The sequence below is a fragment of the Pseudomonas sp. GW822-FHT05A08 genome (genome assembly GCF_058800485.1).
This window is the reverse complement of sequence record NZ_CM179511.1, coordinates 4,274,330-4,288,135: the sequence shown is the minus strand read 5'-3', so window position 1 is coordinate 4,288,135 and position 13,806 is coordinate 4,274,330. Positions and strand designations below refer to the sequence as shown.

The following is a 13,806-nucleotide window of genomic DNA, read 5'->3' as shown; positions in this document are numbered from 1 at the left end:
AAAACGCCATGAGCACATTCACCACCCGCGACGGTACCGAGATCTATTACAAGGACTGGGGCAGCGGCCAACCCGTCGTCTTCAGCCATGGCTGGCCGCTGAATGCCGACAGCTGGGAGGCGCAGATGATCTTCCTGGCATCCAGGGGCTACCGGGTCATCGCCCATGACCGCCGCGGGCATGGCCGTTCCAGCCAGCCCTGGTCCGGCAACGAGATGGACACCTACGCCGACGACCTGGCGCAGTTGCTCGAACACCTGGACCTGCAAGACGCGGTGCTGTTCGGCTTCTCCACCGGCGGTGGCGAAGTGGCGCGCTATATCGGTCGCCACGGCACGGCACGGGTCGCCAAGGCCGGGCTGATTTCCGCGGTGCCGCCACTGATGCTCAGGACCGCGGCCAACCCCGGCGGCCTGCCGATCGAGGTCTTCGACGGCCTGCGCGAAGCGTCCCTGGCCGACCGTTCGCAGCTGTACAAGGACATCGCCAGCGGGCCGTTCTTCGGCTTCAACCAGCCTGGCGCCAAGCCGTCCCAGGGCATGATCGACTGGTTCTGGATGCAGGGCATGACGGCGGGCCACAAGAACGCCTATGACTGCATCAAGGCCTTCTCCGAAACCGACTTCACCGAAGACCTGAAGAAGTTCGACGTGCCGACCCTGGTGGTGCACGGCGACGCCGACCAGATCGTGCCGATCGAAGCCGCCGGCATCGCCTCGGCCAAGCTGGTCAAGGACGCGAAGCTGCTGGTCTACCCCGGCGCGCCCCATGGCCTGACCGACACCCACAAGGACCAGCTCAACGCCGACCTGCTGGCGTTCATCGAGGCCTGAGTGGTTCGGCGACCTGCGCCTGATCCATAAAAAAACGCCGGGAGGTTTTGCCCCCCGGCGTTTTTTATTGTCGGCCCTCGAGCGTGCCGCGGCCTTATGCGCTCGCCTGGTCGAGGCAGGGGCGGGCGCCCAGGACCCGGCACCGCCAGGCGAACGGATTGATGCCTTCGCTGTGGGTGAAGATGTGGCAGAAGTGCGCCTGGTCGCAGAAGCCGCATTCCAGGCTGATCTGCGTCAGGGTCAGGTCGGTGTTGCGGATCAGTTGCTTGGCCCGGGCGATGCGCTGGCAGCGAATCCATTCCTGGGGCGACAGGCCGGTGCTGCACTTGAAGGCGCGGGAGAAATGACTGCGGGACAGGGCGCAGGCGCGGGCGAGTTCGGTGACTTCCAGGGTGTCGCTCAGGCCGTCGAGGATCATTTGCTTGACCAGGCTTTCGCGCCAGGGAGAAAGGCCGCCAGGGGTGGTTTTTCGGGGTTGCGGGACGGACGCCCTGACGGCGTTGTGCTGAGCGTGGGCCATGACGAAATTCCGTGTCGGTGGGCATGCGCCGGCGCACCGCGGAGTGAGCCGGGCGCTTCCCGATTTAGAAAACAGGTCTGCGCAGAGGGCTTCATTCTTGGTGGCGGGGCGGTGGGCTTGCGAGTTAAACGTTGTTAATTCCGCTCAGTCGCAGGTTGCGTATCCGCGGCAACTGAGCACATGGCTGCAATTTTTCCGTGGGGCAGGCGTGCATGCTCCCGCAAGCCGCAAGCCGGGGCGGCCTACCGCTGGATAGTTCGTACAGGGCTGACAAGACAAGGGGACCGTACCGATGAACCGTAACGATCTGCGCCGCATCGACATGAACCTGCTGGTGATTTTCGAGGCCCTGATGTTCGAAAAGAACCTGACCCGGGTCGCCGAAAAACTGTTCATGGGCCAACCCGCGGTGAGCGCCGCGCTGGGCCGCCTGCGCGACCTGTTCGACGATCCGCTGCTGTTGCGCAACGGTCGCGGCATGGAGCCGACGGCCCGGGCGCTGGTGATCCTCAAGGAGCTGCAACCGGCGATGGACGCGATTTCGGGCGCGGTCAGCCGGGCCAAGGAGTTCGACCCGGCGACCAGCTGCGACCTGTTCCGCATCGGCCTCTCGGACGATGCCGAGTTCGGTCTGTTTCCGCCGCTGTTGAGCCGGTTGCGCGAGGAGGCTCCGGGCATAGTCGTGGTGGTGCGCCGGGCCAACTACCTGTTGATGCCGGCCTTGCTGGCCTCCGGGGAGATCTCGGTCGGGGTCAGCTACACCACTGAATTGCCGGCCAATGCCAAGCGCAAGAAGCTGCGGGACATCGGCTGCAAGGTGCTGCGCGGCGACAACCGGCCCGAACCCTTGACCCTCGATGAATACTGCCGGCGGCCCCACGCCATGGTGTCGTTCTCCGGCGACCTGAGCGGCAATATCGACCTCGACCTGGCCAAGGTCGGGCGCAGCCGCCGCGTGGTGTTGGGGGTGCCGCAGTTCAGCGGTCTGCGGGCCTTGCTCGCCGGCACCGAGATGATCGCCACCGTGCCCGACTACGCGGCCTGTGCCCTGGTCGAAGGCTGCGCCTTGCGCGCCGAGGACCCGCCGTTCGCCATCGAGGCGGCGCAGCTGTCCATGGCCTGGAGCGGGGTGCATGACAACGATCCGGCCGAGCGCTGGTTGCGCTCGCGGATCGCCCAGTTCATGTCCGAGCCCTTGAAGATCCACGGCGCCTAGGCGCGGGGGGTCGCTCCGGACCCTGCGGCAAGAGAGCACATACATTCAATTTTTCCCGACCGCGCAGCGGCACCATGCAATCTCGGCGTCGATGCCGGGGATCTTTCAAATTGTGCGGGTGCGCCAATGAACGCTTCACCATGGGATGCACGGGCCCGGGACCTCGGGCTGTTGTTTTTGCGGGTCAGCGCCGGGCTGTTTCTGCTGTGGGTGCACGGCCTGCCGAAACTGCTCGACTACAGCGCGCAACTGCAACGCATCGAAGACCCGTTCCGGCTGGGCGCCAACCTGACGCTGATGCTGGCGATTTTCGCCGAGGTGCTGTGCCCGTTGCTGATTGTCGCCGGGGTGGCGGTGCGCCTGGCGTGCCTGCCGATCCTCGCGGTGCTGCTGGTGGCATTGTTGGTGGTGCATCCGCAGTGGAGCCTGGCCGAAGGCCAGTTCGCCTGGCTGTTGTTGATCCTGTTCAGCAGCATTTTTATCGCCGGCCCGGGACGGCTGGCCCTCAATGATCGTTTCGCCGGAGCCTTGCGTCATGTCTGATTCCAATCGCCTCGAGGCCAGCGCGCGGCCGGACTCCGATGAGGTCGTGACGCTGATCGTCAAGCACCGGGTCAAGGCTGGCCTGGAAGCGCCCTATGAAGCCTGGTTGCGGCGCATTGTCGGGGTGGCCGGGCAGTACGAGGGGCACCTGGGCGTGGACGTGATTCGCGGCAAGAGCGGCGGCCTCGACCTGTTCACCTGCGTGCTGCGCTTTTGCTCCACCGAGGCGATGCAGCGCTGGCTCGACTCGCCGCAACGCCGGACGCTGGTGGACGAAGCCGCGCCGATGCTGGCCGACGGCGACCAGACCGAAGTCCACCCGGTCCATGAGTTCTGGTTTTCCATCCAGACCGACGCCGCTTCGCCACCGCCACGCTGGAAGCAGGCGCTGTTGACTATGCTGGTAATTCTGCCGCACACCCTGCTGGTGCCGCTGATCTGGGGGCCTGTGCTGCAACTGAATGCCTGGCTTGGCAATTACGTGGTCGCCACTTTCCTGATCACCCTGACCATCGTGCTCTCGGTGGTCTATCTGTTCATGCCCTTGGCGACCCGGCTGTTCGCCCCCTGGTTGCAAGCCTCTGCCACCGATCGACACCTGGAGCCCGGCCATGGCCAATAACGATGACCCGACCGATCCGCTGCGCCGCCACTTGCTCGCAGCCGGGTCCTTGCTCAGCGCCGCGGCGGCTTTCTGGCCGCGCCTGTCCCTTGCCTCTTCCCATTCAGAAGGACATCCGATGAACGCCGATCTGATTCTGTTCAATGGTCAATTCCACACCGTCGACCGCGAGAAGCCCCGCGCCAGCGCGGTCGCCATCAGCCAGGGGCGCTTCGTCGCCGTGGGCACCGATGCCGAGGCCATGGCCCTGCGCGGCAGCGCCACCCAGGTCATCGACCTCAAGGGGCGCACGGTGATTCCCGGTCTCAACGACTCGCACCTGCACCTGATCCGCGGCGGCCTGAACTACAACCTGGAACTGCGCTGGGAAGGCGTGCCGTCGCTGGCCGACGCCCTGCGCATGCTCAAGGACCAGGCCGACCGTACGCCAACCCCGCAGTGGGTGCGGGTGGTGGGCGGCTGGAACGAGTTCCAGTTCGCCGAAAAACGCATGCCGACCCTGGAAGAACTCAACCAGGCGGCGCCGGACACCCCGGTGTTCGTCCTGCACCTGTACGACCGCGCCTTGCTCAACCGCGCAGCCTTGCGGGTCGCCGGCTACACCCGCAACACGCCGAACCCGCCGGGTGGCGAGATCGTGCGCGACAGCAACGGCGAGCCCACCGGCATGCTGGTGGCGCGGCCGAACGCGATGATTCTCTATTCGACCCTGGCCAAGGGGCCGAAGCTGCCGCTGGAATACCAGGTCAACTCGACCCGCCAGTTCATGCGTGAACTCAATCGCCTCGGCCTGACCAGCGCCATCGATGCCGGCGGCGGTTTCCAGAACTACCCGGACGACTACGCGGTGATCGAGCAACTGGCCCGTGAGCAGCAGTTGACGGTGCGCATTGCCTACAACCTGTTCACCCAGAAGCCCAAGGAAGAACTCACCGACTTCAAGAACTGGACCGGCAGCGTCAAGCTGCACCAGGGCGACGACTTCCTGCGCCATAACGGCGCCGGGGAAATGCTGGTGTTCTCCGCCGCCGACTTCGAGGACTTCCTCGAACCGCGTCCGGACCTGCCGCAGACCATGGAGCAGGAACTGGAACCGGTGGTGCGCCATCTGGTGGAACAGCGCTGGCCGTTCCGCCTGCACGCCACCTACGACGAATCGATCTCGCGCATGCTCGACGTGTTCGAGAAGGTCAACCGCGACATTCCGTTCAATGGCCTGCCGTGGTTCTTCGACCACGCTGAAACCATCACGCCGAAAAACATCGAGCGGGTTCGTGCCCTCGGCGGCGGCATCGCGATCCAGGACCGCATGGCGTTCCAGGGCGAATACTTCGTCGATCGCTACGGCGCCAAGGCCGCCGAACAGACCCCGCCGATCAAACGCATGCTGGCCGAAGGTGTGCCGGTGGGCGCCGGCACCGATGCCACCCGGGTCTCCAGCTACAACCCCTGGACGTCCCTGTACTGGATGGTCAGCGGCAAGACCGTGGGCGGCATGGAGCTGCATGCCGAAGGCCTGCCGCGGCAGACCGCGCTGGAACTGTTCACCCATGGCAGCGCCTGGTTCTCCTCGGAGCAGGGCAAGAAGGGCCAGATCAAAGTCGGCCAGCTGGCGGACCTGGCGGCCCTGTCCGCGGACTTCTTCAGCGTCGAGGAAGAGGCCATCAAGTGGATCGAGTCGGTGCTGACCGTGGTCGACGGCAAGGTGGTGTACGCCGCCGGCGACTTCTCCAAGCTCTCGCCACCGATGGTGCCGGTGCTGCCGGACTGGTCGCCGGTGGTCAAGGTGCCGGGGCACTGGCGTCCGACCTCGCCGCTGGTGGCCCAGGTGCACCAGTGCAGCGGCCCGTGCGCGGTGCATGCCCACAGCCACGAGCGGGCGCGCCTGTCGAATGTGCCGGTCAGTGACTTCCAGGGTTTCTGGGGCGCCTTCGGCTGCTCGTGCTTTGCCTTCTGACGATCAACAACAGTGCCGGCCACAGTGGCCGGCACCCATAGCGACATCCATCCACCTAGGAGTTTCACATGAGCAACGTACCCTACAAACGTCTGGACATTAATGACGCCGTTGTCCTGCTGGTCGATCACCAGACCGGCCTGATCTCGCTGGTCCAGGATTTCTCGCCCAACGAGTTCAAGAACAACGTGCTGGCCCTGGCCGACTGCGCCAAGTTCTTCAAGCTGCCGACCATCCTCACCACCAGCTTCGAATCCGGCCCGAACGGCCCGCTGGTGCCCGAGCTGAAACAGATGTTCCCGGACGCGCCCTATATCGCTCGTCCAGGCCAGATCAATGCCTGGGACAACGAAGACTTCGTCAAGGCAATCAAGGCCACCGGCCGCAAGCAACTGATCATCGCTGGCGTGGTGACCGACGTCTGCGTGGCGTTCCCGACCCTGTGTGCACTGGAAGAAGGTTTTGACGTGTTCGTCGTGACCGACGCTTCCGGTACCTTCAACGAGGTGGTGCAGCAGGCTGCCTGGGCCCGCATGGCCGCCGCCGGCGCACAGCTGGTCAACTGGTTCTCCGTGGCGTGCGAGTTGCAGCGCGACTGGCGCAACGACATGGAAGGCCTGGCCAACCTGCTGTCGCAGCGTATCCCGAACTATCGCAACCTGATGAACAGCTACTCGGCGTTCACTGCCAAGTAAACCTTGCGCTACCGCTGGCACGAATGAATGCCCGCCATTGTGCGGGCATTTTTTTGCCTCGCGGACACCGCGATCCCTGTAGCCGCTGGCGTAGCCTGCGATCGGCGGCGCAGCCGTCGTCAAACCAGGCGAGGTGGTTTTCCAGGCAGATCGCGGACTCAGGTTTTGCGGCAACTGCGTTACCGTTCGCAGCCTCGCAAGCTCGGCAGCGGCTACACAGGCATCGCGGTCCTTGTAGCCGCTGCCGCAGGCTGCGATCGGCGGCGCAGCCGTCGTCAAATCAGGCGAGCTGGTTTTCCAGGCAGATCGCGGACTCAGGTTTTGCGGCAACTGCGTTGCCGTTCGCAGCCTCGCAAGTTCGGCAGCGGCTACACAGGTATCGCGGTCCCTGTAGCCGCTGCCGCAGGCTGCGATCGGCGGCGCAGCCGTCGTCAAACCAGGCGAGCTGGTTTTCCAGGCAGATCGCGGACTCAGGTTTTGCGGCAACTGCGTTGCCGTTCGCAGCCTCGCAAGCTCGGCAGGGCTACACAGGTATCGCGGTCCCTGTAGCCGCTGCCGCAGGCTGCGATCGGCGGCGCAGCCGTCGTCAAACCAGGTGATGTGGTTTTCCAGGCAGATCGCGGACTCAGGTTTTGCGGCAACTGCGTTGCCGTTCGCAGCCTCGCAAGTTCGGCAGCGGCTACACAGGCATCGCGGTCCTTGTAGCCGCTGCCGCAGGCTGCGATCGGCGGCCCAGCCGTCGTAAAACCAGGCGATGTGGTTTTCCAGGTGGAATGAGGTGCCGGAACGCGAAAAAGCCGCTATAAAGCGTTCAGCTGTCAACCAGAGAGTGACAATGAACCCGTTCGAAGACATGCGTATTTTTTGCCAGGTCATGGACGCCGGCAGCTTCACCGCGGCGGCGGATCAGCTGGGCCTGTCCAAGCAGTTCGTCAGCCGGCGCCTGATGCAGCTGGAAGAGCGCCTGGGCGTGCGCCTGCTCAATCGCTCGACCCGGCGCCTGGACGTGACGCCTCTGGGCCAGAGCTACTACGAGTCGGCCCTGCGCCTGCTCAGCGAAGTCGAACAGGTGGAGCAGGGCATCGCCGGCCAGACCGTCGAACCCCGGGGCACCATTCGCCTGAGCGCGCCGCTGTCGTTCGCCATGGCCCATCTGGGGGAGCTGTTGCCGCTGTTCCTGCGGCGTTATCGCGATGTCGCGGTCGAGATCGATCTCAGCGACCGGCCGGTGGACTTGCTCGGCGAGGGCTACGACCTGGCCTTGCGCATCGGCGTGCTGGAAGATTCGACGCTGATCGCCCGGCGCATCGCCTCGATCCAGCGGGTGTATTGCGCCAGCCCGGCGTACCTGGCCGAGCGCGGCACCCCGTTCAGGCCCGAGGAGTTGCAGGGCCACGACTGCTTGCCCTACGGCCACGGCCGCCAGGTGCAGTGGCGTTTCGAAGGGCAGGGCAACAAGCCCTTGCTGGTCAACGTCACCGGCAGGATGCGGGTCAACAACGGCGAATTGCTCAAGGACGCGGCCATCGCCGGCATGGGCATTACCTACCTGCCGACCTTTATCGTCGAGGCCGCGCTCAAGGACGGGCTGTTGGTGTCGGTGCTGGACGGCTTCGAGCCCGCGCCCCTGGCCTTGTCGGCGGTCTACCCGCAGCACCGCCAGGGTTCGCGGCCGGTGCAGGTGTTTATCGAGTTCCTGCGCGAACAGCTGAATCGCGGCGTGGCTTCGGTCGCGCGATAAGGCGTGGGGAGAATGCGCTGGCGTTAGTGGGGGCTGTCTGGTGTAGCCCGGTGCCATCCGGGGCAGCTGCCGGCTCAGCGCCCGAACCCCGCCGGCTCTCCCAACAATGCCTTTTGCCGCCAGGCGGGTGCGCTGGTGGGGAACAGCACTTCGGTCGGCCGCAAGCGCGCGATGCCGCATGCCGCGGCGATTCGCTGGCGTTGCTGGCCGCGGATAAGCGCTTGCCGATAACTGCCTTCGCTCTGTTGCAGCCCCAGCACATAGCCCACGCCTGCCTGGAAATCGCCGCCATGGGCTTGCCACCAGGCGGCGATCAACGGCGGGTCGGGCCAGGGCAGGTTCTCATCGGGGTCCATGGCGACATTGGCATCCTCAGGGTCGTCGTTCGGGCCGGCATCGAAATCCGGCAGGTCCTGCAATTCCAGATCGAGCAGCGCCAGGTCGGCGCCAGTCATCAGGCTGAAGGCCTCGCCAGCGACGCGGGCATGCGGCAGGTCGCTCATCTGCTGGATCAGCCAGGGCACACTGACCGGATCGCCCAGTAGCCCGACGGCCTGGATGCCGATGCGCCGCTGCCCGGGGTTCTGCATCAACTGGCGGATCCAGGCGATGCTGTGCTCGCGCTTTTGCCAGGCCAGCCATACGCAGAGCGCGCGGTACTGGAATTCGCCCGGTTGCTCGGCGAACTGGCGCAGCGGCTCCAGCGCTTCTTCATCGCCCATCTGCACGGTGGCCCAGTTGGCCCAGAAGCGTGGGGCTGCCTCCTGATGCTGGCGGTGGGCACGAATCGCCGACATCAGGTCACGACGGCGCAGCTCGCCGGCAGTACGGGCGGCCCGCGCCAGCACGCCGGGGTCGGCATGGGACAGTCCGGCCAGCAGGGCGGGGCCGGGATCGTGGCGGTGCATACCGCAGGCGGCCAGGCCCAGGCGGCGGAACAGGGGCTCGGGGGAGGCGAGCATGCGCTCGATCCAGGGCGATACCCGCTCCCAGTCGAGCCAACCCAAGGCCATCAGATAGCCGCGCTCCGTTTCCACGGCACTGCGCAAGTGCTCGCTGAGCCGCGACAGCACTTGCGCGTTACCCGCCTCGAAGGCCAGCACCACACTGGCGAACAACTCGCCGATAGCGTGCGGGCCGAGTTGAGCCAGCAGAGTCTCGAGGCCGGAGGTGCCGGCGATTCGAAGGCCGTCGAGGTGGGCTTCGAGGCGATTGTCGAGTTTGCTTAGGTCGTCAAGGTTGTAATGCGGTGCACGCATGGCGTAATCGCGCAGGATGGCGAGGAAGCTGGCTTCTTCGGTGTGTTGGAGGAGCGTTTGTGGTATCGAAAAATGCACGGACAGTATCCAATCAGCGATTATCGGGATGTTTCACTTCCGTCCAGCGGTCACCATCGAATACGTAGATATCGCTTTCACCAATCGACCAGAGCAGCCCGTCCTTGGCATTGAGTCGATGGGTAGTGATAGGCGTTTCTGCCACCTTCACTGCAACGATGGTGTTGTCCTCGATACGAGCGATTTCCGCATTTCCCGCAAGATAAATATCCCCGTTGAAACTTTCCAAACCGTACCAGTTGCCGGTGAAGCCCTCTGTCTCAATCAACTGCCAGTGGTTGAACGACCCCTTAAGGACAATGCCTCGGTCACCGCTGATGAAAACGGTGCCATCGTCCAAGCATTTCACACTGGATAAATGTGCGGTCGTTGGGCTGTCATCCTTGAGCCAGCGACTACCGTCGTAGAAATAGATTTCCCCCTTCCAGCCAACCGCATAAAGGTTGTCGTGATCCAGCCCGTCGATATCAAAAAAACCGGTTGCTTTCTCGCGAGTGAGTATCGAATCGGCAATCGACCTCCAGCCGTTACTGTCGCGTTTGTATACCTGGCGACCATAGCCGCAGGCGTACAAAGTATTCCGAATGTTCTTCAGCGACTCCAGGTAACCATAAGGCTGGGTGCGATTGAGCCCGGCACCGGCGATTTGTTCCAAGTTTGTAGGGCCGCCAATCACCAGTTCAGCGACCTCCCCATTTTTTCCCAGTACCCACCAAGCCTTGTAGCCGCTGTGCTCGTCGATAATGGCGCTGACGGCTTTCGCCTGGAAATCGAAGTCAGTGTGAAACCAACGGTCGTCGGGGGTTTTGCTGAAGAAACGGCAGAAATTGGTCCTTCCATCGAGACTGTTTGGGAAGGCGATGAGGCCCAGAGAGTTTCGCCGTGGGGAGTGGCCATTCAAAAAAGTGACACTTGTGTTATCCATCACATTCCTGCTCCGCTATTGGTATTGCTTTTTGGCACAAAGCCTTCAGGCGTACGAGTGCCGAATGAGTCGGCCCGCAACATGAGTTTGTCCGACTTACCCGGCCCAACATCCAGGCCCATCTGTTTGTGGGCGGACTCGCTCTGCGCCTGCATGCATGCGGAATCACAACCCTTGACACTGCTGATGGCATCGCAACCGGCTTTGTTCGCCTGGGCGAAATTCCAAGTGCCGGCCGTTTTCTTGACGGCTTGCTGGCCACCCTCCATCTTCGGTTTGCCAGTGGGGGTAAAGAGTTTTTCTTCGTTCATGAACTTATCTTCTGCCACATCGACGATAGCGTGGACGCGGCCATGCTCCTTCACGTTTCCTGCCGCATCGCTGTCGCTCTTGGTCGCACCTTCAAGACAGATACAGGGTGCCTTCACATCATCGTATTTCTCTGTGCCTGGATAGCGGGCGCCTGTTTCGCTTTTCCGCTCCCCTGAAGGAAGGAAGCAATGCGCGGGCACGACATGGTGAGGTGTTTGGCCTCCGCAGCAGCCAAAATCAAAAGGAACGAGGTTGCACTGGAACTGGTCTTTACAATCATCGTCCTTGCACATGCTCTCGCGGGCACCTTTCTTGTTGTAGAACTCGCCCTTACCCGCATCCTTTTCCAGCAATTCAGTCCAGTCCACAGCAGCGTCATCGGTCATGGCGGCCTTCTTTGTGGTGCCGGGTTTGTGGTGCGCCTTTCTTTTATCTTTGTGGGTGTTCTGCTTGACGTGCTTTTCCATGCACTTCGTTGTTTTCTTTGTCTGCTCTTTGCATTCCCCTTCGGGCATGCTCATGGCATCCATGTACATCCAGGGAGGGGTATTACCGGGCAAAGAGGCGTGGTTGTGCGTAGTCATATCCATATGCCGAACCACATTCTCCCCCTCGAACTTCACATCCATCGACCAGGAAGTGAAGTACACCTTGCCTTTGATCTTGCTGGTGATGATGCCCTTTTTCGGCGCGCAACCGGCTTCGTCGCCATAGCTGGTCTTGAAGTAACTCTTGTCCTTGAGCATCACCTCTTTGCGAGTGATCTTGACCGTTCGTGTGCCCCTGGTGGTGTCCTTGGCCATGCCGGTATTGGGGTAGGGAATGGGCACTCCCATCGGAGTCGGCGGAGCCTGGGGCGGAGTGAAGCAGACATCCGGAAAGCAGGCCACTGACTTGCCAGCCGCCGCCTTGCAGGAAACTTCCATATTGTTGGCATACACCTCGTTGCCCATCAGGGGGCCCTCACAGTCTGATAACTGAGCAGCGCGGCGGCGCGTTGGCCGGCGTCGTTGCCGAGGTGGCAGAAGATATTCGGGCCTTCGCCGTAGCCCTTGCGGCTGGCGGCCAGGGCCACGGCGAGCATCGCCGGGCCGATGGCGGCGCCGGTTTCGCCGATGCAGTCGGCGGGGTGCCAGAGGTGGAAGAATTCCTTGCGCACCCGCAGGGTGCGGCTCAGGGCCAGGGAGGCTTCCTTGAAGTAGTACTGCTCGCCGGAGATATCGGTCAGGCGGTAGTCCATCTGCTCCAACCCGCAGCCGGCTTCGCTCAGGGCCGCGCGCACGGCCTGGGTCAGGCCGTCGGCGCGCAGCGGAAGGTCTTCGGCCTCCACCGTGGCTTTTTCCACGCCGAAACCCAGGCCGATGCAGGCCAGCTGCGGTGCTTCGCTGGCGGTCGGGGCGTTGACCAGCACGGCGGCGGCACCTTCGCCGGGGATAAAACCGTTGGAGTTCTGGCTGGTGAGCAGGCGTTCGCGCTCTTCGAAAGCGGCCAGGGTCGCTCCGCTGAGGAAGGAGTCGACGCCGGCGATCAGCACGTGGCGATGGCCTTGCTGGTAAATCAGTTTGCGCGCATTGAGCAGGGCGACCGCGCCGCTGACCCGACCACGGGGAATGACATTGGAGCTGCCGTGAAAACGCACGCCCAGCTCATGTTCAATGTCGTGCAGCAGGCTGAGGTCCAGGCCGTCGAGACGGCCGGGGCGGTCGGCCTCCGCCACCCCGAGCAGCAGCGGGGTTTGCTCCGGGTCGACGCCCGGCGTGCCCTGCAGCGCCTCGGCGATGGCCCGCGCCGCCATCTTGACCAGCTTGCTGCGCCCGCGCCAGGGCTGTTCCAGGGGCACGCTGGCAGCGATCAGCCATTCGCCGCCGCGGTCGATAAAGCGGGTCTCCTGGAAGTTATCGATAGCGCAACGGATCGCCGCGCAGCTCGCGGGGGCGCTAAGACCTACGGCGCTGACCATGCCGGAGCCGATGATGCACAGCGCGGTCATCAGGGCGTCTCCTCGGGCGTGCGTTTGGCTTTCACCAGGGCCGACAGCGACGGGTAGTAATCCTTGCCCAGTTCGCGGGCGCGCCACCAGCCCGTGGACATAGTGCCGACCAGCACCTGAGCGATCTCGAACATGTTGCGTTGTAGCGGACGGGAGACACGCCAGGTCAACTGCACCTGGCACGTGTCGGTGTCGATCAGCAGGGTGTCGATCACCGCCTGCACGGTTTCATGGCCGCCTTTCTTCAGAAAGAAGGTTACCGGCACCTCCATCTGGGGAATGCGAAAGCCCGCGCGCTCCTGGGGCGTGAGGTTGAGCAACAGCACATCCTCGCCACCGCGCAGGTAGTGGGTTTGCTGATCCTCAGGGGCCGCCTGAAAGTAGCGGTGGTCGAAATCCGCCGGCAGAAAGGGAAAGCAGTCGGCCAGCCAGGCCTCGTCGTAGGTGCCGGCGAAGCGGGCGCGTTGTGGCCAGCCACGGCCAAGGGGGCCGAGGGCCATGGGGCGGAAGTCGCCAGAGGGACTGTCGATCGGTTTGCCCAACTCCTCGGTGCTCGGCATCGGCATGCCGACGATGTCGGCACTGTCGGCGCTGCGCGGGTACCAGCCGCAACCGGTCGGATTGTCCAGGTAGCAGTGGCGCAATTGGGGGTCGTTGGCGATCGGATGGCTGCCGCCAAACGCCCGGGCGTAGGAGATCTCCTGCTCGGTAAACGGCTGCGGCAAGCCGGGAGCAACGCCCAACAGCCCCGACTGCCATTGCCGTGGACCGAGGACGGAAAAGGCCTTGCTCATCCGCCCGACGCGAATGCCCGCGGTCAGTTGCGTCACGGGACGCCCGCCTGGGGCGTAGGCCTTGCCGCGCACCAGGACATCGCAGCATGGCTTGACCGGGGCGAAGTCCATTTCCTGCAGCGGCGCGCTGAGGCCGGGCTCGCCGAGAAAAGTGTCGGCCATCAGTAAGGGTTGCTGGGTGTCGGCGAGGGTGGCCGCGCGGCCGTCCAGGGGCAGGTTGAACGTGCCCTTGGCCACCACCACCAGGGATTCGCGGCCATCGGGCGCCAGGCCCTGGGTATAGGCCGCAAGCAGTTGGCTGGCGTTGAGCAGTTCCATAGG

Annotated in this window: 12 protein-coding genes and 2 pseudogenes; 7 read left to right on the top strand and 7 right to left on the bottom strand. The window is 63.9% G+C overall.

Features of this window, described 5'->3' with window-relative positions:
* The first annotated feature begins 8 nt into the window (after positions 1-8).
* A complete protein-coding gene (locus AC3RCP_RS19270; protein ID WP_492571098.1) occupies positions 9-833 on the top strand; it encodes an alpha/beta fold hydrolase in 825 nt (274 codons plus the stop codon).
* Between the two features lie 94 nt (positions 834-927).
* On the opposite strand, the gene AC3RCP_RS19265 is transcribed toward AC3RCP_RS19270, so the two are convergent.
* Positions 928-1,353 (bottom strand): helix-turn-helix domain-containing protein, encoded by a 426-nt coding sequence (locus AC3RCP_RS19265; RefSeq protein ID WP_009044359.1) that lies wholly within the window; start codon positions 1,351-1,353, stop codon positions 928-930.
* Positions 1,354-1,645: 292 nt separating this feature from the next.
* Here AC3RCP_RS19265 and AC3RCP_RS19260 point away from each other — a divergent pair, with 292 nt between their 5' ends.
* From AC3RCP_RS19260 to AC3RCP_RS19235, 6 genes are all read left to right on the top strand, one after another.
* Entirely contained in the window at positions 1,646-2,569 is a 924-nt protein-coding gene (locus tag AC3RCP_RS19260) for a LysR family transcriptional regulator (RefSeq protein ID WP_007924360.1), read from the top strand.
* A 126-nt stretch (positions 2,570-2,695) separates the two neighbouring features.
* The gene (locus AC3RCP_RS19255) at positions 2,696-3,112 is read left to right on the top strand and encodes a DoxX family protein (protein ID WP_101338329.1); all 417 of its coding nucleotides are present in this window, start codon (positions 2,696-2,698) and stop codon (positions 3,110-3,112) included.
* On the top strand, positions 3,105-3,734 hold the full coding sequence (locus tag AC3RCP_RS19250; protein ID WP_492571099.1) for an antibiotic biosynthesis monooxygenase: 630 nt from the start codon (positions 3,105-3,107) through the stop codon (positions 3,732-3,734). Before AC3RCP_RS19255 ends, AC3RCP_RS19250 begins: the two co-directional genes overlap by 8 nt.
* Before the next feature lie 118 nt (positions 3,735-3,852).
* Positions 3,853-5,691 carry an amidohydrolase gene (locus AC3RCP_RS19245; RefSeq protein WP_053262080.1) on the top strand — a complete coding sequence of 613 codons (1,839 nt, stop codon included), beginning with the start codon at positions 3,853-3,855 and terminating at the stop codon, positions 5,689-5,691.
* Positions 5,692-5,759: 68 nt separating this feature from the next.
* On the top strand, positions 5,760-6,386 hold the full coding sequence (gene ycaC / locus AC3RCP_RS19240) for an isochorismate family cysteine hydrolase YcaC (RefSeq protein ID WP_007924341.1): 627 nt from the start codon (positions 5,760-5,762) through the stop codon (positions 6,384-6,386).
* Between the two features lie 835 nt (positions 6,387-7,221).
* Positions 7,222-8,127: a LysR family transcriptional regulator gene (locus tag AC3RCP_RS19235; protein ID WP_492571100.1), complete on the top strand. Its 906-nt coding sequence runs from the start codon at positions 7,222-7,224 to the stop codon at positions 8,125-8,127.
* A 74-nt stretch (positions 8,128-8,201) separates the two neighbouring features.
* Here the strand turns inward: AC3RCP_RS19235 and AC3RCP_RS19230 are convergent, their stop codons facing one another.
* From AC3RCP_RS19230 to AC3RCP_RS19205, 6 genes and pseudogenes are all read right to left on the bottom strand, one after another.
* Positions 8,202-9,470 carry a TIGR02270 family protein gene (locus AC3RCP_RS19230; RefSeq protein WP_492571359.1) on the bottom strand — a complete coding sequence of 423 codons (1,269 nt, stop codon included), beginning with the start codon at positions 9,468-9,470 and terminating at the stop codon, positions 8,202-8,204.
* A 7-nt stretch (positions 9,471-9,477) separates the two neighbouring features.
* Entirely contained in the window at positions 9,478-10,389 is a 912-nt protein-coding gene (locus AC3RCP_RS19225) for a beta propeller repeat protein (protein ID WP_492571101.1), read from the bottom strand.
* Positions 10,389-10,907 (bottom strand): annotated as a pseudogene (locus AC3RCP_RS19220) (HNH/endonuclease VII fold toxin-2 domain-containing protein); the annotation flags it as partial. The gene AC3RCP_RS19225 and the pseudogene AC3RCP_RS19220, both read right to left, overlap by 1 nt.
* A 264-nt stretch (positions 10,908-11,171) precedes the next feature.
* Positions 11,172-11,654 (bottom strand): annotated as a pseudogene (locus AC3RCP_RS19215) (DUF4150 domain-containing protein); the annotation flags it as partial.
* Positions 11,654-12,694 carry a 3-oxoacyl-ACP synthase gene (locus AC3RCP_RS19210; RefSeq protein ID WP_101339449.1) on the bottom strand — a complete coding sequence of 347 codons (1,041 nt, stop codon included), beginning with the start codon at positions 12,692-12,694 and terminating at the stop codon, positions 11,654-11,656. The pseudogene AC3RCP_RS19215 and the gene AC3RCP_RS19210, both read right to left, overlap by 1 nt.
* Complete coding sequence (locus tag AC3RCP_RS19205) at positions 12,691-13,803, bottom strand: DUF2169 family type VI secretion system accessory protein (RefSeq protein ID WP_101338323.1); 1,113 nt, start codon at positions 13,801-13,803, stop codon at positions 12,691-12,693. Before AC3RCP_RS19205 ends, AC3RCP_RS19210 begins: the two co-directional genes overlap by 4 nt.
* Positions 13,804-13,806: the final 3 nt, after the last annotated feature.

Bases quoted from the DNA above. Each gene is read 5' to 3' on its own strand.
- AC3RCP_RS19235 (WP_492571100.1), top strand. From the start codon at position 7,222: ATGAACCCGTTCGAAGACATGCGTATTTTTTGCCAGGTCATGGACGCC.
- AC3RCP_RS19265 (WP_009044359.1), bottom strand. From the start codon at position 1,353: ATGGCCCACGCTCAGCACAACGCCGTCAGGGCGTCCGTCCCGCAACCC.
- ycaC (WP_007924341.1), top strand. From the start codon at position 5,760: ATGAGCAACGTACCCTACAAACGTCTGGACATTAATGACGCCGTTGTC.
- AC3RCP_RS19250 (WP_492571099.1), top strand. From the start codon at position 3,105: ATGTCTGATTCCAATCGCCTCGAGGCCAGCGCGCGGCCGGACTCCGAT.
- AC3RCP_RS19260 (WP_007924360.1), top strand. From the start codon at position 1,646: ATGAACCGTAACGATCTGCGCCGCATCGACATGAACCTGCTGGTGATT.
- AC3RCP_RS19225 (WP_492571101.1), bottom strand. From the start codon at position 10,389: ATGGATAACACAAGTGTCACTTTTTTGAATGGCCACTCCCCACGGCGA.
- AC3RCP_RS19270 (WP_492571098.1), top strand. From the start codon at position 9: ATGAGCACATTCACCACCCGCGACGGTACCGAGATCTATTACAAGGAC.
- AC3RCP_RS19245 (WP_053262080.1), top strand. From the start codon at position 3,853: ATGAACGCCGATCTGATTCTGTTCAATGGTCAATTCCACACCGTCGAC.
- AC3RCP_RS19205 (WP_101338323.1), bottom strand. From the start codon at position 13,803: ATGGAACTGCTCAACGCCAGCCAACTGCTTGCGGCCTATACCCAGGGC.
- AC3RCP_RS19255 (WP_101338329.1), top strand. From the start codon at position 2,696: ATGAACGCTTCACCATGGGATGCACGGGCCCGGGACCTCGGGCTGTTG.